Source organism: Corynebacterium sp. (assembly GCF_030532965.1).
In the GTDB taxonomy this organism is placed as follows: domain Bacteria; phylum Actinomycetota; class Actinomycetes; order Mycobacteriales; family Mycobacteriaceae; genus Corynebacterium.
In genome coordinates, this window is the sequence record NZ_JAUNKC010000013.1 from 1 (window position 1) to 20,518 (window position 20,518).

14 protein-coding genes are annotated in these 20,518 nt (G+C 52.9%); 8 read left to right on the plus strand and 6 right to left on the minus strand.

Annotation, left to right across the window (positions count from 1 at the left end; genetic code table 11):
- Positions 1-257 precede the first annotated feature (257 nt).
- The 3 genes from Q4D85_RS07300 to Q4D85_RS07310 are packed head-to-tail and all read left to right on the plus strand — an operon-like array spanning position 258 to position 3,316.
- Positions 258-2,348 carry a hypothetical protein gene (locus Q4D85_RS07300; RefSeq protein WP_303199332.1) on the plus strand — a complete coding sequence of 697 codons (2,091 nt, stop codon included), beginning with the start codon at positions 258-260 and terminating at the stop codon, positions 2,346-2,348.
- A 3-nt stretch (positions 2,349-2,351) separates the two neighbouring features.
- A complete protein-coding gene (locus Q4D85_RS07305; protein ID WP_303199335.1) occupies positions 2,352-2,999 on the plus strand; it encodes an ABC transporter ATP-binding protein in 648 nt (215 codons plus the stop codon).
- Positions 2,996-3,316: a lactococcin 972 family bacteriocin gene (locus Q4D85_RS07310; RefSeq protein ID WP_303199336.1), complete on the plus strand. Its 321-nt coding sequence runs from the start codon at positions 2,996-2,998 to the stop codon at positions 3,314-3,316. Before Q4D85_RS07305 ends, Q4D85_RS07310 begins: the two co-directional genes overlap by 4 nt.
- A gap of 96 nt (positions 3,317-3,412) precedes the next feature.
- On the opposite strand, the gene Q4D85_RS07315 is transcribed toward Q4D85_RS07310, so the two are convergent.
- The 5 genes from Q4D85_RS07315 to Q4D85_RS07335 form a co-directional block, all read right to left on the minus strand.
- The gene (locus tag Q4D85_RS07315; RefSeq protein WP_303199337.1) at positions 3,413-4,225 is read right to left on the minus strand and encodes a DUF4253 domain-containing protein; all 813 of its coding nucleotides are present in this window, start codon (positions 4,223-4,225) and stop codon (positions 3,413-3,415) included.
- A 76-nt stretch (positions 4,226-4,301) separates the two neighbouring features.
- Positions 4,302-5,330 carry an HtaA protein gene (locus Q4D85_RS07320; protein ID WP_303199339.1) on the minus strand — a complete coding sequence of 343 codons (1,029 nt, stop codon included), beginning with the start codon at positions 5,328-5,330 and terminating at the stop codon, positions 4,302-4,304.
- Between the two features lie 89 nt (positions 5,331-5,419).
- Positions 5,420-6,649, minus strand: a complete 1,230-nt coding sequence (locus Q4D85_RS07325) for a Fic family protein (protein ID WP_303199341.1) — start codon at positions 6,647-6,649, stop codon at positions 5,420-5,422.
- 424 nt (positions 6,650-7,073) lie between these two features.
- A complete protein-coding gene (locus tag Q4D85_RS07330; RefSeq protein WP_303199342.1) occupies positions 7,074-8,303 on the minus strand; it encodes an ATP-binding protein in 1,230 nt (409 codons plus the stop codon).
- Between the two features lie 84 nt (positions 8,304-8,387).
- Positions 8,388-9,881: a DUF1846 domain-containing protein gene (locus Q4D85_RS07335; RefSeq protein ID WP_303199343.1), complete on the minus strand. Its 1,494-nt coding sequence runs from the start codon at positions 9,879-9,881 to the stop codon at positions 8,388-8,390.
- A 113-nt stretch (positions 9,882-9,994) separates the two neighbouring features.
- On the opposite strand from Q4D85_RS07335, the gene Q4D85_RS07340 reads away from it, so the two are divergent.
- Positions 9,995-10,375: a hypothetical protein gene (locus Q4D85_RS07340; RefSeq protein ID WP_303199344.1), complete on the plus strand. Its 381-nt coding sequence runs from the start codon at positions 9,995-9,997 to the stop codon at positions 10,373-10,375.
- A 416-nt stretch (positions 10,376-10,791) separates the two neighbouring features.
- The gene (locus tag Q4D85_RS07345; RefSeq protein ID WP_303199345.1) at positions 10,792-11,712 is read left to right on the plus strand and encodes a hypothetical protein; all 921 of its coding nucleotides are present in this window, start codon (positions 10,792-10,794) and stop codon (positions 11,710-11,712) included.
- Positions 11,713-11,893: 181 nt separating this feature from the next.
- Here the strand turns inward: Q4D85_RS07345 and Q4D85_RS07350 are convergent, their stop codons facing one another.
- Positions 11,894-13,141 (minus strand): dicarboxylate/amino acid:cation symporter, encoded by a 1,248-nt coding sequence (locus tag Q4D85_RS07350; protein WP_303199346.1) that lies wholly within the window; start codon positions 13,139-13,141, stop codon positions 11,894-11,896.
- A gap of 231 nt (positions 13,142-13,372) precedes the next feature.
- Between Q4D85_RS07350 and Q4D85_RS07355 the strand changes: the two genes are divergently transcribed.
- The 3 genes from Q4D85_RS07355 to Q4D85_RS07365 all read left to right on the plus strand — a co-directional run bounded on the left by Q4D85_RS07355 (position 13,373) and on the right by Q4D85_RS07365 (position 20,514).
- Positions 13,373-13,885 carry an SdpI family protein gene (locus tag Q4D85_RS07355; RefSeq protein ID WP_303199348.1) on the plus strand — a complete coding sequence of 171 codons (513 nt, stop codon included), beginning with the start codon at positions 13,373-13,375 and terminating at the stop codon, positions 13,883-13,885.
- Positions 13,886-13,973: 88 nt separating this feature from the next.
- Positions 13,974-17,234 (plus strand): hypothetical protein, encoded by a 3,261-nt coding sequence (locus Q4D85_RS07360; RefSeq protein WP_303199349.1) that lies wholly within the window; start codon positions 13,974-13,976, stop codon positions 17,232-17,234.
- Positions 17,224-20,514 carry a hypothetical protein gene (locus Q4D85_RS07365; protein ID WP_303199351.1) on the plus strand — a complete coding sequence of 1,097 codons (3,291 nt, stop codon included), beginning with the start codon at positions 17,224-17,226 and terminating at the stop codon, positions 20,512-20,514. The genes Q4D85_RS07360 and Q4D85_RS07365 overlap by 11 nt, the downstream gene beginning before the upstream one ends.
- Positions 20,515-20,518: the final 4 nt, after the last annotated feature.

Genomic DNA, 20,518 nt, shown 5'->3' on the forward strand with positions numbered 1-20,518 from the left:
ACCAAACAACATTCACCCACAAAATCTAAGCTTTTGAAATGAGACCACTATACTTTTCGGACGTACCCGTCTGTCTTTGGCGACCATACGCGAGGGAAGAAGCTGGGTACATGAGGCTATTCTGACAGCAAAATGCTAAAGAAAATCGCATATATAGAAAACCATTGACCTGGTTACTCTTCTGGGTATAGTATGCGCTACAAGCACTTGGCTTGAAAATGTTAAAGGTCAGACAGGTTAATTGGTCTATGCCCGTCATGCAGACTATAAAGGTATCCGCTTTGGATACGACCTCCGATAAGACTCGTCGTTCGGGGTCCAATTCTGGGACCGCGCTTATCCGCTGTGCTTTGGTTATGGCTGTGCTGGTGGGCGCGGTTCTCAGCTACTGGTCTAGCGCTACACTTGAGCAGGTCATGATGCCTGGCACTAATGCTGCTATTCGTGTGCAAACTTTTGCTAAAGATGGCAGTGATCCAGCGGTCATTTTGAGTGATTTGAATGATCTCGCGCGTTCTTCGGGTGGAACGATCTATGTTAATATTCCGCATCCTGAAGGCAAGACTGTTTATGCTGCGGGAACACGGACGGATGATTGGATCACACACGGCTACACCGGTATCCTTGGCTCTCCGTCGATTACGGTCGTGGAGTTATCACAGCTACCTCACGGTGATTACCGGCAAATTCTAGAACTTACTGGTGGTCGGGATTTCTATGGCGAGGTTTCTGCGTATCTTACCGAACATGGAGCCCAACACGAGTTCATGGTTTTCCAACCGTGGACGTTGTTTGCAGGAGTCGCTGCGTTAGGTGATTTAACCAAGCTATTGGTGGGTTTCTGTGTGGCGTTGTGCGTGATTGGTGTGATGTTGAATTCGCACGCAGATGCTGTGCGCAGGCTGCATGGGTATGGTATCTGGCAAAGCACAATACACGAGTTAAAGCGTGCCGCCGGTTGGGCAGCACCCATTATGGTAGCGCTGGTGGTTTTGGGGATCGTCGGGTTGGGATTGTTGACCAATGTGTATTCAGCAATTCAGTTGGCGATATTTAACGCATTGCTTATTGGTGGGTCGTTGGTGGTGTGCGTTGGTTCCATTGTTTTATCGTTAATTGGGTTGCGTCAGTTATCGATTGTCTCGTTGTTGGCGGGGAAACTACCGGGGAAAACGGTGCTCGCTGGGGTGTATGCCATTCGTGTCGGTGCTGGGGTTATGGTGTTGATGATGCTGATTGCAGCAGTAAATCACAGTACTGAATGGTTGAGACAACACAGCGAAGTGCAACGGTGGGCAAACACAGGCGAAGCATACGCGCTGGAACTAAGTGGTGCGCGAAGTGCGGATGATCTTTTAGCGTCCGGTCGGGATATGGCGACAAAGCTGCGGGAGATTTCTACCGAACACCGCCTGTTATACGCGCAATATAACTATCGAGGTTCCATGCCGACGAGTGGCTTGGATCGTGATGTGATGGTGTATAACGAAACAGCAGCACGTCAATCACTATCAGGTCCGTTGCGAGACGCATTTATGAACGCCCCACGCGATGGCCGATTACTATGGCTGCAGCCGGATAATCTGCCAAAAGAAACCAATATTGCAATGTTGCAGCAATTGTCTAGTGAGAGCATACAGGTTGACGGGGAATGGGAGACGGTGATTTATCCGGCGGGAAGTTCTCAAGCTTTCACCTGGGAGACTAGCTTTGATGAATGGATAAATCCTGCTGAAACCCCTGACCCGATTGTTGCGGTTTTCCCCGACGACAACATTCCTGTCAATGATCGAAATTTGGCAGCGGCGTTGACTCAATCTGATGTGATGCTTACTGATTATGCTGATTATCAACGCCTTCAATCAGATGAGCAGGTGGGGAGTTTTATTCGCTCGGCTGATAATGTTGCCAGCAAGTGGGCGTCGAATCATCAACAAATGAGCCGGAACACGTGGGTGTATCTGGGTGGATTTGTTGCGGGAGTGTTGTTGAGTTTTATTGCCGCGTTGGCATTGTTGTACAGCTGTTTGCGGGTGTTGCATCAGCGTTTGCGTGCTTCCTATATACATGGGGTGTGGCCACGGGGGATCATGTGGGGTATTGCCGGTGCGGAAATCATGACGCTGATTGTTTATCTCGCATTCTTGTGGAATAGGGGTGCTCTTGTACGTGGATGGACCAATGGACCAATGGCTGGTGCGGCCGAACCTTCGCTCATGGCGTTATTCAGTGTCCCGACTGTTGCTTGGTGGTTTGCTGTTGTCTTATCAATTGTTCTTTCGTTGCCGGTCACCGCGCTGTGGCTACGCCGCTACAGTATCAACCAACTAATCCACACTAGAAAGTAGAACATGATGGAAAGAATCAAAGCAGTGGGTGTGACCAAGCAGGTGGGGCCAAAGTCTCATGCTCGCACCTTGTGGAAAGACCTTGATCTTGAGGTGAATTCTGGTGAAATGGTGTGCATCACCGGTGCGTCGGGGAGCGGGAAAAGTACCCTGTTGAATTGCTTGGGATTGTTGGACACAGTGGAAGCTGGCACGATTTCGTTGAATGGTACTGATGTTACGGGCGCATCGGCACGCGCGCGCATGCGCATGCGGCGGGAGAACATTGGGTATCTGTTTCAGGACTACGCACTGATTGATAACGACACGGTGGAGCAAAATGTGCGGATCGCACGGACTACTAAAAACAAAGACGCGTTAAGTGTTGAGGATGCGTTGGAAGCTGTTGGTTTGGGGGGTCGGGGTTCCGAGCAAGTTTTCCAGTTCAGTGGTGGCGAGCAGCAGCGCGTAGCGATGGCCCGGTTATTGGTGCGAAAACCCAGCATTGTATTGGCGGATGAACCAACAGCGTCGTTGGATCGTACGAATGCAACCATAATTTTAGGGCAATTACGTGACCTGGCGCGCGAGGGCGCGGCGGTTGTTGTGGTGAGCCATGACCCGTGGGTTATTGAACAATGTAGTAGGAAAAAGGAGTTGAAAACAGCATGAAAGCCAAGAAAATCGCAGCGGCCGTAGTCGCGATGGTCGTCATTATCGGCGGTGGTGGCTACGCATCGGCGGAACGAAAAAACATAGGCTCACACACCATTACCCCACCTGAAGGTGGCGAATGGGATTATGGCGCTTCGGGTGGTCGAACGTGGTCGAACTTCCTGCATGATAAGCCACATGCCACGAGTGTTCACGGGCATGAATTTCACGACAGTGGTTGCGTTAAGGGTGGGGAATGGGCGAGAGCACAAGCCTCTCAGCGGTGGATGCCGTTCGTGAGGGACGAACAATCACGACGCTTATGCGACGACTAATTGTGCGCAACTAAACACCACGCCGAACCTCGCCTCATAAGACGCAGGGGTGAGGTGATGCGGGTGGCGTCGACAAGCGAAAACAGCGTTCGCGGTTTACCAGAAAAACTCCCACACCCCCTCGTACTGCACTTGCTCAAAGTAGAAGTCGAAACCCATGGTGTTTCCGTCAGCGGTGGAGCCAAAAACGAACTGTTCCATCGCCATGTAAACGTCGTCTATGTCGCTGTCGATGGGTGGGTTCTGTAATTCCAGCCCTTCTGGCGATACATGGGTGACTGCAGCCCCAAAACGTTGTTCCCAACTGGCCAACACCGCAGTAAATTCCGCCGGTGTAAGCGCCGGAACCTTCGTTGGTCGCCACTGGATGGTCATGGGAACCTCGGCGGGGCGGGTTACCTGAACTACCAGGAAGTCTTCACCTGTGTAAAACTCCCCGCGTTCGGAAAAATGCGTCGTAAATTCGTGGTCGATTGCGAAGAAATTGCGGTAGTCCAGCTCCGTGTCCAGCGTGTATTCCGCCAACCCGGCAACCTTGAACGCACCATCAGCAAACCGTGCCGTGAAAAGCTCACTCACCTCAATAAACCGGTAATCGCTCACCTGCGGAGTCACGGTGGTGGGTGCGAAGTCCCTAACACTAATCGGCCACCAACCATCCCGGTGGAAATTGCCAATCAAGTCAATGGCAAAGCGGGAGAACTCACCATTATTAGCCCCATCCACCGTGGCGGGTACCCGCAGCGCAATGGGCTTTCCGGTTTCGGAACTGACAACCGGGAAATAACGAAAGCCATGACTGTCTAACACCGGCATCAATTCAGTTATGGGACGCGGTGCTGGGCATTCAAGTGCTACCCCTTCGATTTCCGCCAGCTTCCGACGAGAAAACAACCCCCATAATGACATGGCACCACATACTTTCAGCCGAGTTTCCAACACAACTGGTCTCAATGCTAAAGCATGTTGCCATGTCAAAAGTGTATTAGCGGAACACTACCGTCCCGATGGTCACCCCACCTGCGGTAATCTGTTGCTCGCCCGTCACCCCGGCGACCTGCCCGATCTCCCGGCGCGCCATGCTGTCGATGCCGACGTTATGCGCGGTGGATACTTCCGCCGTCACCGCCCATTTTCCATCGCCACGTGGTTCCAGCCACGGGTTAGCTATCGCCACTTCCACGGCATTATATTTCGCCGTTGCCGTCACCGTTCCCCGGTAACGCATGATGCCGTCGCCCGCGTCATCGGCCTTGCTAAAGGTCACGCGATTGCCGGTTTTCGCCGCGCCGTGGGTCGGGTTGATGCCACCTTTCATGGCACCGGTCAGCCTCACAAGTTGTGCGGCGTCGAAGTCCAGGTCGGGGCTTGCCGGTTTCGGAGTATTGGGCCCTGGCTCCGCGCTGTAGGGGATAGGGATATACATTTCCTCTGCTGGGTTTACGGAACCCGCGCCCGCGTACACGTAGATTCCCCAGTTATTTCCCGGCGTGTGTTCCGGCGGATCAACTACGATGCGGGCGGTGAAACTTCCGTCGGCGTTCATCGGTTGGGCGACCCGGGCAATTGAGCGCCGGAAATCGACCGGCGCGGTGGGGATCGCTTCGAGGGTGCCCGCTGGCATCACCCATGCCATGCGGTCGTGTGGATGTTTCCGGTTAGCTTCCGGGGCGCCTTCGCTGGGTTTCCAGTGATCCGGCAGGCCGGTGTACATGACAAACACGCCGTTTGGCACCCCAGGCGGTACCGGAATGGCGAAACCGCCGCGGTTTGCCCCTGGGTCGAACCCGGTTCCGTGCACTAACAGTGTGTCGCCGCGGCGAACGGGGCCGGTGACCGGGTTACCGGCCGCATCGGTTACCGTGACTTTTGGCTGCGCCTGAACCGCGGATTTCGGTAACGCTGGGTGATTATCGGGAATGGTGGGGATCGCCACCGCCGCCGTGCTTAACGACGCACTCAATACGGCTGTTGCGGCAGCAATTGACAGGAGAGAGGCACGCGAAAACTTCATACTTTTAGGGTAGCCTTTACTCACCCCCGGTGATGTAAGGTGCGGCGTGTTTCACAGCTTGCTTATCGACGCCCCATCACCGAGGTGGGTTACACCAGTTCTAGATATTTCCGCCCATGATCCGACAATTTATACCGTTTCGGCTTCGTCGCAGTCGCTTCCACCGCACCTTCTTGTTCCAGGTCTTGTAGGTAACGGCGGGTTTGCTGCTCGCTTTTTTCCATCATCTCCGCAAGGTCTTTAAGGATCACGCCTCCTGCCGAACCGAATATCGATTCTTGCCCGAGAATAAACAATATATTGATAGTGTGCTTGCGCATTTTGCTGGAATTATCTTGCTCAAGCTCCCGCAGCGTGTCTTCCAGCTGATCCATGCGTTCTTTATAATCGCGTAGTTGTTGGGTTACTTTGCGCTGGGCAGCCTCGATAAGTTCAAGCAGGTCAAGAACAAATGGCGTAACCTCGCCGTAGTTGAGTTGCTCCTCAACTTCCATAAACGCTTTGTAATATTTGTTTTTCTGCTTATTAATAACCTGCGATAGCGATAACGCCGTGGGAATAGACAGCAGGTGCGTAAGGCTGAGCCCGAACATGAACCTACCGACCCGGCCATTGCCGTCGTACAACGGGTGGATATATTTGAACATGAAATGTGAAACGATCGCCGCAATCAATCGAGGCACATCCTGATCCGCCATAACGGTGAACATGACATTCACTGCGTCGATGATTATCGATTCTGGAGTTAGACCACTGTGGACCTTCTCGTTGCTCCCATCGAAAATGTGGACCGGCTCATTCCGAAACAGCTCGCCATCGAGCTGATCTTCGTCCGCTATTTCCCCGGCCAACAGCTTGTAATAAAGCGCGCGGAGCTCTGTTGCCGTTTCTGGCAGGCGTAGTTTGCCATCGGCAATCCCCAGATATAACCGCGCCATTTCCAAAAACCGTCGGTTCTTGGGTGCTGCACGACCCTTAATCGCAGCGATCGCCTCGCCGACTTCCTGCCTGGTTGAACGCACTCCCTCAATATCATTTGTGGCAACGATTTCGTCCATGATGAGATTCTCCACCCACGACCGTCGCGCGACCCGTGGCAGTCCACCCCATAGGGCAAAATTCTCCAATTCCTGGTACACGATGCGCTCTATGCTGCGCGTCATGGTCGGTGTGACTAGGCAGAACAGTTGGTGTTCTCCGACTGTAAAATCCCAGGTGAGTGCGGATTCGGAATGAAACCGTGCGCGGTAAAGCGACACGGCCGTGTCCTCATCGGATGCGTGAAACTGCTGTTTAAGCGTCCGATACTTTTTCGCCACAGCCCCTACTTAACCTAAGTCATCAGAATCGGCATTTTTGGTAATCTTTCTCCCCAAACCCTAACAAAGATTGTCAAAAATCGCGTTCTTGACCATCTTTGGGTTCGAGGCGCGCCCTAAGTTATCACAATCGGGGTTTTTGATAATTTTTAAGGTTTCGGTTGGTGCTTGTGACTCTGCTCGGCGGAATCTTTTCTTGTCGCCGTTCGTTATTGGTTACATGAACATTGATATTTGGTCTGATTACGTCTGCCCGTTTTGCTGGGTTCGGAAGAGACCGCGCGCACACTAGGGGTGACCAGCGTTCCGTTTTACGTGTTTAACAATACAATCGCAGTCAACGGCACCCAGCCACCAGGTATGTTTGTAAAAGCATTGCGCCAGGCATGGTCAGCTGGGGAACCCTAGTCTCCCCTTAATTGAACTATTCTTCATCATCGTTACGCCTTTTTCGAGTCTGCTTTTCCGGAACGATGAGTTTGGGTTCCACTCGCTTCATAAATTGCGCGAAATGGGGCACAGTGAATGCTGTAACCCCATAGGACGGTGTATATAACAGCCCCATATCAATAAGCTGTTTGCGTACTGACGCCACGTTGATTACTTCCCTTCCCATTACATGCGCAACGGCGGCAGAGGATTGCGGTTCAGATCCCAGTTCGGCCATCGCCCGTAAATAGGCTCGCTGAAGCACGGTACATCGATCAAGTCTCACCCGAAAGAATGAAGAATCTAGTTTATTTTCATACCTATCACAAGCATTATCCACATCTTCACTTGTTATCGGTGACCGTTCCGCTTGTAGCCATATTGCAGACCCGATTTCTTGAAGAAAATAGGGATATCCTTCCGTAATACTGATTGCCTTCTCCAAAGCATTATCGTCAATCTCAACATCTTCTTCACGTGCTGGCTCGACAAGCGCTTTCCTAGAATCTTGCTCTTTAAGTGAACCTATTTCTATAAAAACAAATAAACGCTCCGCATAAGATTTTGCGTCACCTAAGAGTTCAGCAATCTGCGGCAACCCGGCACCAACCATCGTGACAGGTAACTTTCGTTGAACCGTCTTGTGCAACGCCGTAATTAGTGCTTCTAATTGTGACCTAGTCAAAAATTGAATCTCGTCAATAAGTAAAACAACACCCCGTTCTTTTTCTTTCGCAGCTTCACCTACTGCAATCAAAACCTCAGTTAGGTCTTGGCTCATAATGTTGGTGTCCGCACGACCTTCAAGGGGTTCTACATCCAGCCCTAGCGATAATGAACCTTCTGGGTTTACTGTGACACTAAATGAACTTAAGATCGCCGCTAGGCGTTTCACTTTTCCCGACCATTTCGACTTTGGCGAAAGCTCAAATAGGCACTCTCTTATTTTATATAGGAAAGTAGTTTTAAACGCTTGATCGTCATGTTTAGCCGCCTCAATTTCCAATACAACCCAGTCTTTTTTGAGGGCGCGGTCTCTGAACTCGCTGAGCAAAACAGTCTTGCCAACTCCTCGTAGGCCAGTGATAATCATTGATTGAGCAGTTCTGCCCTTTTCGAGACGCCCAAGCAATAGGTCGAATTTTTCTACTTGTTCGTCACGCCCAGCAACTACCGGAGGTTGCGCGCCGGCGTTAGGTGTATAGGGGTTATTCAAAGCATCCATAGTTTAAGTTTAGCAAGTTTAGTGAAGTTTAGTTGAAATAACTAAACTTCACTAAACTTGCTAAACCAATGGCAACTACCCACTTTAGCGTTTTTGATACAGCGACTTCCGTTGGAACTTAGGGTCCGAGGTAACCAGGATTCCTAAGTTCCGGAAGATCGTTTCATCGACGGAACCGAGAATGGTGGTGGTGTGCACGTCGCAGCCCCGCAATTGTTTCAATTGGTCCAACGCGCGTTTGGCTTCATCGCTGGTACCTGCGGAGACAGAAAGCGCGATTAGCACCTCGTCGGTATGCAGCCGCGGGTTCCTACTTCCTAGATGCTGGGTTTTTAAGGTTTGGATCGGCTCGATGGAGGCAGGGGAGAGCAGGTGAATGCTGTCATCAATCCCAGCCAAATGCTTCAACGCATTAAGCAGCATTGCCGCCGAACAGCCCAAAAGCTCAGAGGTGTGGCCGGTGATGATGGTGCCGTCGGCAAGCTCAATGGCAGAGCCTGGTTCACCGGTTTCGATTTCCCGTAGCCTGGCAGGTGCAATAACCCGCCGCTTATCCGTGGTGATCCCGGCCTTCGCCATCACCACGGCCGCGCGGTCGGATTGGGTGGAGTCGCGGCCGTCCCGGGCTTCGTCGACAAGCGCCTTAAAGTAGCGCCGAATGATCTCCTGATTCGCGGCCTCGCGGCACACCTCATCGTCGATAATGCACAATCCCGCCATGTTTACACCCATATCGGTCGGGGACTGGTACGGCGTGGTGCCGGTGAGTCGCTCTAACAGGGTTTTCAGCAGCGGGAAGGCCTCGACGTCGCGGTTGTAATTGACGGTTTGTTCGCCGTGCGCGGTGAGGTGGAAGTGATCGATGACGTTGGCATCGTTGAGGTCAACGGTGGCCGCCTCGTACGCCAGGTTCACCGGGTGCTCCAACGGCAGATTCCAAATCGGGAACGTCTCGAACTTGGCGTAACCAGCCTGCACACCTCGCTGATGCTCGTGGTAAACCTGGGACAAACACGTAGCAAGTTTTCCGGAACCAGGACCCGGCGCGGTCACCACCACTAAATCACGGGTGGTTTCGGCGTATTCGTTAAGTCCCAACCCGTCTTCGGATACGATCAGGTCCATATTGGTGGGGTAACCGGGGATTACGTGGTGCCGGGCTACTTTGAGCCCTAGGCGTTCCAGTCGGTCTTTAAAGTCGCTGGCTCGCCGGTTATCGTCTTCCATTTGGGTGAGCACGATGTGTTCCACCAAGAAGCCGCGCGCCCGAAACACGTCGACAAGCCGCAACACGTCATCCTCATAGGTAATGCCAAGGTCCGCGCGCATTTTTTGTCGCTCAAGATCCTTGGCATTGATACAGATGAGGATTTCCACTTCGTCCCGGATTTGCTCCAGCATGGCAATTTTATTGTCCGGGGTGAATCCGGGGAGCACCCGGGAGGCGTGCATGTCGTCGAAAAGCTTGCCGCCCATTTCCAGATACAGTTTTCCGCCGATCTCTTCGCGGCGGGTTTTGATGTGTCGAGACTGCATCTCGATGTACTTCTCACGGTCAAAGCCAATCGTTTTTACCATGGACCTTTATTAAACCAGACTGTGACGCGCCCACTCAATATGACACGGTTAACCAGGTAAAAATGTGCAGTCCACCGGGATTTTCCCAGACGATACCTGTTAGGGTTTTAGCCATGAATCGTGAATTGAGTGCTGCGGAGAAAGCGGTCGTAGAAAAGATCATTCGTCATGCCCCACCATCGATGCCGGAGATCACCACCGTTTCCACTAAACAGCGCGATTACCTGATTCAATTGCTTCCATTCCTTAGGGTCACCGGTACCTGTGGTTGTGGTAACTGCCCATCCGTGTATCTCCACCCCGTTGGTGAGTGGCCAGAACCGGTGGACACATGTGACTGCGTTTTGGATTCCTGGACAGAAGTTGACCCAGCGATGGTGATGTTGTTTATTGAAAACGGACTTCCAACGTTTTTAGAAGTTGCGCCATTTGGTGATTTTTCGGTGCCATTGCCAGATGCGGACGCCTTACGGTTCGATTTTACGCAATTATAGCTTCAGACAATTGCAGGTTTGGAAGCTTATTCAGGGGTCGCGCAAATGCGTCTTGACACTTCATACAAAATTCAACGCCTGCCTCTGCCTATACCACCAATCAGAGAAACAACCGCCCTACCGAAACCCCAGCACCTGAATAAGCTTCTTGGTTTCGGATCACAGTTGTACATTCTTGTGCTTTTCGGGCAGTCATAAAGGATCCATGAATTAAACAGCCAAGAGAAAGATGCGGTACACATCACACAATTATTTGGTTCCGATTCGGAATAAACCGCAATCCTCTCACTGTTGCACCAAGTGTGAAAACGCCGAGGCCTTCCCCACCGCAACACAGCACACACGCTTTAACGGTGGGGAAACTCTGCTGAAACCACTTACCTTGAAGTATCCCTTCGACATGGAAAGGACATCTCATGCGCGCCATGACCCTACTCACCCTTGGAATTGCTGCCGCCATCGTCGCTAGCCCCACTCAGGCACTCGCCCAATCGGCGCAGCACCCCATCACCTCCACTGTGACGGGCAATATGTGCGAAATCACCGTCCATAAGGAAAATGAGAAGGCCGCCCGGTGGTTCGGCTACGATATGACCGTTGATCAGTTCGTTTTCCGCAAGATCGCCCTGGAAAACCCTCAGTTCCGCACATTCGTCCAAACCTTCAAGGATGCCGCCCGCGGATCCCAAGAATCCAACACCGCGAGCGAAGGAATCAAGAATATCCTGCGCACCAACCACAACTTCCAGAACGACGATGATATAGTCAGCGCTTTGCACATCATCCAAACCAACTTTGATTATGTTCTCAATGGCACTGGCGAGATTCCGGGCGGTATCTACACCCCAGTCTCGTTCACCCCAGAGCAGGCAACACAAGCCCTGGCTGCCGACAACTTCCTTCAGCGTTTCACCAAACACTCTCTCATTAACCCTGGGGATGTGCAGCCAAACAACTTCAGCGATGGTTACAACTTCCTCCGCGAGCAACGCGCCGCCGAGCGCAATGAGCTCCTTTTGGCCCTGAAGTCGGAAGCAGCTGGGGCATTGAGGGCATGCGCTTCTATGAAAAACTACCCGGAGTCTAACCCACGTGGTGAGGACAATCCTCAGAATGTTCCTGAATCCATGCCTGACAATAACGGAATGGGGCCAATGAAACCAGACATGGACTCCGGCGACAAGGACACCGCTCCTCAAGCCCCTGAGAAGAAGGGTGGATTAGGCGTAGGAGCCATCATCGGCATCGTTGCTGGCGTGCTTGCAGCGGTGGCTGGCCTCATAGCCCTTGTATTCCCACTGCTCAAGCCCGCTCTGGATCGCCTGTTCCGTTTCTAAGCTCCACAGGCTTACTAGGTAGATCCTCTGGTTTCTCCTATCGGATTCACGGCACCGAAGCTGCACAAAGCCCCCACTCCTCTCCAACGTCCTGCATAGGAAGAAGGGTGGAGGCTTTGTCATGTTTCACACGTGAAACATTGTGGGATTGGGTGACAGGTGGCGTCGACAAGCAACTGCGTTAGGCGGGATCGGTTTCCCCGCCGGAAATGGCCACTGCAAGGCCGAGGTCGTCGGCGTCGTCAAGCTCGTTGCGGACGATGTTACCCTTAGCGAACTTGTCCACGACCAGGGCAATTGCGCCGTCACCGGTGACGTTGCAGGCGGTACCGAAGGAGTCGATCGCGATATAGGCGGCGATCATGAGCGCCACTTGGTCGTCGGTAAAGCCCAGGTTAGCGGAGAGCAAGCCGACCGCAGCCATGATCGCACCACCCGGAACGCCGGGGGCGGCGACCATCGTCACACCAAGCATGAGAATAAAACCGAGCGCTGTGGGTAGCGGCAGGGCCATGCCATCCATAAACATGATGGCGAAGGCAAACAGGGTGATCTTCATCATCGAACCGGAAAGGTGAATCGTGGCGCAAAGCGGAATGACGAAACCGGCGACGGATTGCGAGACGCCGTTCTTGCGGGCCGATTCGTAGGTGACTGGGATCGTCGCTGCGGACGAGGAGGTACCCAACGCGGTGAAGTAGGCGGGCATCATGTTCTTTAACGAACTAAACGGGTTGCGGCCGGTGATGATGCCAGCGAGCAGATATTGCAGCAACAACAGCGCGAACGAGCCGATGATCGCCAGAAGCAGAACCTTGGCGAAGGCGGAGAGAACGTCGGTCAGATTGCCGTTCATGCCGAGCGATAGGAAAAGACCAAAGATGTAGATCGGCAGCAGTGGGACGATGAATTTGGCGATCACCTTCATTACCACGCGGCGTAGATCCGCAACACCGCCGTAGAGGGTGTCTGACTTAACCGTCGTCATGGCCACGCCGACCACGAAGGCGAGCACCAGCGCGGTCATAACCGGCATAGGGGCAGGCATTTCTACCGAAATATAGGGCGACAGCTCGCCTTCGGAAATATCGGCGACGGAGATCTTTTCTTGGCCTTTCAAAAGCCACGGATAAATAAGGACCGCCGCGCCCCAGGACACGAGGCCAGCAAAGATTGCTGAACCGTAGGCAATGCCGGTGGTGAAGGCCAACCATTTACCGGCACCCCGACCCAAACCTGCGATGGCTGGCGTAATGAGGGCGAAGATAAGCACCGGCACGAAGAAGCCGAGGAAGTTACCGAAAAGGCCATTGAACGTGACGAACACTCGGGCGAGCTGCTCGGGGAAGAAGAAGCTGCAGATGATACCGAGGATGATCGCAACGATGATCTTAAACAGCAGCGACGATGTCAGCTGGCGTAGACTCATGAGTATTCCAAATCTATGTAGGGGACATAAGCATAAGATAAGGACGCGACCAGTGCGGCTCACTGCGCTTTCCTTGGTGGTTTATCGATAGCGGAATCAATAAACCCGTTAGACCCTAATCTAGCGTGTTGCGAAGTTAATTCATATTTTTCCAACTGTTGCATATATCGCACATGCATATCTGGCGGCAGGAATCGCCGTTTTCCCCTGCTGGTAGCTAGAGTAATCACCATGACTGTTGTTGGAACGCTGCTTGCCATCTTCGCCGTCGCTTTGCTCATCATCGGGGGGTTGGCCTGGTCCCGGCGTCTGCCGGGAAATAAATACATCGGGGTGCGTGTTTCGGAAGTCCGTAAGTCGAAGGAAAACTGGGATACCGCCCACCAATTCGCCGGGCCGTTGTGGGTGGCCGCCGGGGTGGCATTGGCGGTGGCCTCCGTCCCGCCGTTTAGTGGCATTTCTTGGTTGTTAATCATCACGGTCATTGGGATTATCGCGGCTGTGTATTTCGTCGGTCTCGGGGCGTCGCTTGCGACCCGCGCCGCAGGGGTCATGGAGCAAGAGAGCCAGGAGGGTGGCTGTTGCGGGGGCGCGGCTGAGGAACCCGCGTCGGTTAAGGATGAAATGCCGTGCGAAACTACCGGCGACTGCAATCCCGGCGCGTGTTCGGGCGCCGGCATTTGCGGTGGTCACGACGTAGATATTGCCGCTTTACGACGCGCAGCCAAGTCGGCGGACGGTTAAAATTTCTGGTTTTAGGTTCTCATGTCGGACCCATATGTCAGAATCGTTGTGTATTGATCCGTGGGACCGGCAAAGGAGCACCGCCATTATGGCTACAAAGGACTGGACTCCAGTTATTTCGCTTTTCGACGAACTAGGGTGGGGGAAGGCGAAAATGAAGCAAGTGGCGGTGCTGCCATTGGGCACCGCGGAGCAACACAAGCTAGCCAAACGGTTATTAAGTAGCGGGCAGCTTCCCACCAAAAATGGCGCGAACCCGTTGATGTTGTCGTTATTTGCCCTCCGGTTGGGGGTCGCACCGAAGCGGGTCGTGCAATTACTACGGCGGTATAATTCCCGGGGCGATCATCGATTAGTTGCACAGTGTGTGGCAGAACACGACGCAGAATACGCCACTGGTTTCATCGACGAAGCGGCACGATCAAATGACATTGAGGGTTCCCGGTTGTATGTGGATAGTGATTTCAATGCCGCTAGTTTCTTCATTCTTAGCCAGTACTTTCCTGAAATCCCGATCCCATCGCACGAAAATTATCTTTATACCTGGTCTTTTCTTGCCGCTCACGCGCTGAAGATACCCGAGGGTGACGTCAGCAGTTCTAGGGACAGCAACCCCACACTCGATGAGATTATGCCGACTCTTCGTGAGCATTTGCATGCCTGCTTTGCCGGTGGGCTCGATATGTGGGGCATGATCGGACACGTGGCGTTGCGGGCGTTACACCGAAACGAAGTGGAACGGGAAAAGGTAGTTGCCGCCGCTTTTTATTCCTTAAGCACCGCCGTCCGACCGGGGCAGCGCCGCCGAATGGTGGAGATTTTGACCAAGGAGCTTAACGTCACGGACGATGAAATCCGCGAGCATTTCGAAATTCTCACCGGTTGTTTGACCACCGCCGACCCGATAATCATCTCTGCTTTTGGCAAGCGGGCAATCGCACTCGCACCCGCAGATGCCATCGGTGATCTGGTGTTACCCATGCTGTATGTGACCACGCTCAAGGGGCAAAAAGACACCCTTAGCGCGGTTGTGCGCCGAGGCGATATTCCAGCTGGCTCCCAGGCTATTCTGACCGAGCGAGTGGCGGAATTAGCTGGCAGCACCGATGAAAAGGTGGCGGGATATGCGACCAAGCTTCTTTCACGGTGGGGCGCTGCGGGCGATGGGTCGTCGACAAGCGAAGAAACCGTGATATATCCCTGGAACGACCCACCCCAGCTATGGGCGCTGCCGCGATTTGAACGGATTGCGCCAACCCCCGACAGCATCATTGACGCGATACGACACAAGGCGGTGTCTGAGCCCACAACCACTGTCGAATCAGAACAGTGCCTTGTCGCGTTTCACCAGCTCGCCACAGCCGATATTGACGCAGCTAAGCGGCTATCTACCACGTTGGGTTCGCAGGCGCCGTGGTGGTTTGTCATTCCAGAAACCCCCGACATCTTTTCCACACAAAGCTATTACGGATACAACTCCAGCGTTGGCATTCGTAATGCCCAGCTACAACACACAATCGGCACGATCCCGAATATCTTGTCCGAACCCAGCTATGTGGATTTGAGCATCACTGTGGACGATTTGCTTGCCCGGCTGGCAGAATACGCTGATAGCGGCGCTCACGCCATCGAAGCAGATTTTACGTTGGCGTTATCGCGGCTGATCCTTGATGGGATTGATGTTGCAGCAGCCCAAGCCGAAGCATGCCGATACCAGGTGCCAATTTTAAGACCCATCAATGAGACAGATGACGTTTTGATGGCAGGCGAAATTCTGGCGAATTTTATCGCTGATCCGTACCTTGTACCGGAAATGATGTCTGGTGTACCCCGGAACCGGTGGGAATACGGTGAGGTCTTTCAGCCACGCACCATTCCGACTCCGCGTAGCCTCCGGAAGATAACGGAACGGTTGACCCAAGACATCTACCGTGGTGAGTTAAACCCGGCGGCGGTACCACGCTGGGGTGACGTCGGATGGACCCAAATGAAGTACCGCAAAACCGCAACCAATGCCATCGAAGGCGCGTTAGCTCTCCAAGCGGCCCGGAGTGCCACAGCGTTAGAGCCCGGCACCGCGATGAACCTCATTGCGCTCTTGCAACCCACCGCCAAAGGCGGTTTGGAATTAGCCCAGCAAGCGATAAGCGATGCCTGGAACCGGGGCCTGTTGCGTCCGGGGGTTGCCGATCCCCGCTACCTTAATTGGGATCCTCACAACACCACGTACACCGCCATTGCCACAATTGCTGTGGAATTGGCAGAAACCGGGATGCTGGCGGTGGCGTGGCAGCTTCTCGACGACATCCTCGTCCTATCCAGCAAACGCCCCGCATCCAGCGCTAGCACTTCAGCCATAGCGCAAGCGATGGCGCAGCTCGCGCCGTCTATCGCGCAGGCAATCTCTCAGGGGCAAGCACCAGCTAAAGCCGCTAACGTCCCTGGGTTACGGCACTTGGCAGCGAAACCCACCAAGAATAAGACAACCACTGCTGCCCGCGCAGCACTCGCGGTACTGCCGGAACCAACGGAAGCAACGGAAGCAACCAGCATCGCAATCAATGTCGACCTTTCGGCCTGGGAAGAACCCCAGCCAAACGTTATCGCCGATGATGCGACCTGCACTCTGGTGGCACCGACCACGATCGCCGTGGAGTTTCCGCCCTCAGATACCACCAACCTCATCGGGGAGAAAACCTGCTATATCTCCATTTTTGAGCTGCGTAATTTCCTCAATTACCAAGAACTCACCCTTTACACCGATGGTGGTTTTGATTCTGGTTGGAGCCTTTTTGCCAAGTGGAGCAAGAACGCCTGGCATATTAGCGAAAAGGCAAGCCGAGGTTTCCCCAAAGACAATCTTCAATTGACCACAACAGTTCTATTTACCCTGTTAGGAGCACTCGTTACCGGTAAGGAAGGTACCGATACCTTCACGACAGTTAGCAGGTTTTTAACGGAAGGAAAGATTTCCACCGAGGCAATCCGCACCACCACCAAATTACTTGCACGCAATGAATTATGGTCCCCGGCTCGCGCGTTGAGCCTGTTAAAAACAGACGACCAACTGCACTACTTATGGCCGCTACTCACCGAGTGTATGTCGGCAGCAGCCGAAGCCGTGGAATCCGGCGCAAATCCACCAAAATGGTTAACCAAGGTGCTCGATGTAGTCAGCACCTACTCCCACATTCTAGTTGCAGCAACACAAGCTGGTTTTATCCCCGCTAATTCATGGGAGCCATTAACAAAAATCGCGCAGCACAAGAAAAAGACAGCTGCGGTGCAGAAAGCAGCCGCCCTAACCACAATATTAAGCCCAGTACAGAAAGCCGGAGATGCCTCATAAAGATTTACCGAAAGCGGTTGCATTGTTCGATGAGCTGGGTTGGGCAACCGCACAGCCTACAGACACACCAACATTGGACATTGGCACCAAAGAACAGCAGGCAGTAGCAAGACGTGGCTTAAGTACCGGCAACTGGGAGGACTACCAGTACCAACCGGAGTATCGTCGGATTGATTATCTCGACGGCGCCAACGAATACATGATGACCTTGTTCGCTTTGCGGTTGGGGGTGGCACCGAAGCGGATCATCAGCATCTTCCGCCGTACCGGCCATAGTGCCGATTATCGGCTCATTGCTGAGCTGGTTGCGTTACAAGGCGAAGACTACGCCCGAAAGTTTATTGCCAAGGCAGCCCGGTATAACGAAACCGAGGGAATGGAGATAATCTCACATAACGAGTTCAATATTTCATCGTTTTTCCTGGTTACCCACCACTTCCCAGATTTCTCCGTCCCCGAGGAACCAAACTATCTAGCGGCGTGGGCGCTGTGCGCTGCAAAGGCTTTACAAGCTCCGGGCACAAAAATTTTCGGCCCCAAAAACCAACAACCAAAACTTTCTGAGATTACCCCTAACCTTGTCCAGCACCTTGATGCCTGCATTCGCCACGGCGTGCCCTTGTGGGATGGGCTTGGATACGTGGTTATCGCTGCACTAAACCGGGGCTTGATTTCGCGTGAGACCGCGTTAACCGCCGCGATTACCGGTCTTGATGCCGCCACCAGGCCGATGCAGCGGCGACGAATGCTAGGTCTGCTTGTCGACGATCTAGGGTTGTCGGATGCTGATGTGGCCGCCCACAGCGAGGCATTCAGCAGCATCGCGTCTACTGCGGAACCGACAGTTATTTCCGCGATAGGGTTGCGCCTGATTGGCGTTGTTGCAGCTGATTCGGTGGGGGAGGTGTCGTTACCGATGCTGTATGTATCAACCTTGAAGGGGCAACGTGAGGTTCTTGCGGCGATAGCAGCGCGAACAGACATCACCGACGGAAGTATCGCGGTTCTAACCGACCGCGTACGCGAACTCTCCCAGGTACGCAACGAACAGGTGGCACAGCAGGCACAGGCAGTGCTAGATCAGTGGGGCGTTGGTTCAGATGATGCTTTATCAGCCGATGGCGTGGAACTATATCCGTGGAATAACCCGCCTGAATGCTGGCAGGTACCGCGATTTGAACGGATCGAACCTACCTACGACGCACTTGTTGAAGCACTAACGAGCAGTGATTATGCTGTGGATCATGATTTTCTAGATCCGATAGATATAACCACAACCGAATCTGAACAATATTTGGTAGCTTTTGCCCAATTGGCACTAAATGATGTGGAAGCTGCGCAACGGATTTCACGATTATCGGAAACCCACCGATTATGGCAGTTACAGATGAGTAGGGACGAATCTGAGTTTAGGACCGTTACTAATCCATTTGACGATTTGATGTGTGAACGAAATCGGGAGCTCTCCTATGTCTTAGGTTCAATTCCGTGCATTGTATCGGAACCAAGCTTTGTGGATTTAAGCATTAGTTTTGCGGACCTACTTGAACGATTTGATGCGTACGAAGCCGCTGGCGTGAGTGTGTTGTTTTCTGATCTTTTGGTAGCACTGTGTCGGTTAAACCTCGCTGAGCTTAACATCGCTGATGCTGTGGTAGAAGCTAAGAAACGTGGAGCTAGCGTAATTCAAAGTTTCGCGCATCGTATTAATCGTACTGCTGGAGAAATCCTTGCCGAGTACATTCTTAGCCCACTTCCCTTACCAAAACTGACGGATAATGGGTTCGATCACATTAGTCAATTCCTTGAAGTAAAACCAATTTCTGTGCCAGATAATTTGGCTGCATTTGTTAAAGATTTCGATGATGCTGGTGAATTATTTATTTATGATCCAGGTGTATTTCCGACATTAGGCGACGCTGTATGGAGAGTTTTGGGGCATCGTTCGAGTTCATCTAATGCGGATCAAGGATTACTCGCCCGTCAGGTTGCCCGCAGTGCCACGGCGTTAGGGCCAGGAACCGCGATGAATCTGATCGGGTTGGCACGTCCAACGAAAAGAGGTGGGATTAGTCTTGCGCACCAAGCCATCACCGATGCGTGGCAGCGGGGATTACTACGACCCGGAGCAGCAGACCCAAAGTACCTCGACTGGGATGTAATAGGCACGAAAAACTTTAGTGGTTTTGCGGATGTCGCCTTGGAACTAACTGAAACCGGGTTGCTCGCCGTAGCGTGGCAGTTGCTCGACGATATTTTGTCGCATGCGCCGAAACCCACCAGCAAAACCGTGGAGATAGCCGAAATGATGCTTCACCTTGCCCCAAGTGTCGCCCACGCTATCGCTAGTGGTGCAGCACCACAAGATGTAGCAGCCGTTACCCACCTGCGCCGATTCGCCGCTATGAGTGGCAAAAACAAAACCAGCCAGGCCGCCCGCGAAGCGGTGGCGCTATTACCTGAACCGGATACCACTACTAACGTACCTGCCCCAATCATCGACCTTGATGGTTGGGATAAACCAGCACCGGAGGTCATCAACGACACCGTCGACCTGTATCTCACCCACGCCACCGAAACCCCGAGCGCCGTAACAGTGGGAATACGTGGCATGGGCGATAAGCGGCGGAAATTCGAGGTGAGCATGTGGGACTTCGAGATGCTGCCTAAAGTGAACATCTATAAAGTATTCGGTTATCTTTCAGATGAATATCCCAACCAATATCACATGCGGTGGGATGGTAAAAAATGGCAACTTCAGAAACCACAACTTCGTTCCATTACTTACAAAGATTGGAATGATCCTGAGCTACCAATCTTTGCATCTGTTGTCTATATCCTGTTCGGGATGATGCATTCGGGTAGCCGGTGTAAAAACGCCCGTGAGTGCATGGAACGGTTCTTAGTAGAAAACAAGATCAGTACTGAGATCGTCAGCCGCACCATTCGTAATTTGGTGGGTGAAGAACTATGGACACCCGTTCAAGCACTGAAACTACTAAGCACGGACGCGCATCTGCCGGTGCTATGGCCGCTGCTTACAGAAACAATAGCCTTTGCTGCCACGACAATCGCAGCAGGTCACGCCCCGCCGAAATGGCTCGCTAAGATTCTTGACTGCATCACCGAGCACTCAGGAGTTCTCGCAGAGGCAACCGCCGCAGGTTATATCCCGCCCGATGCGTGGGAACCGATTAGCGTGATTGCGCAGCAGAAGAAGAAAACCGCAGCGGTGAAAAAGGCAACTTCGCTTCTAGCAGCATTTGGAATTTCATCTTGACTCC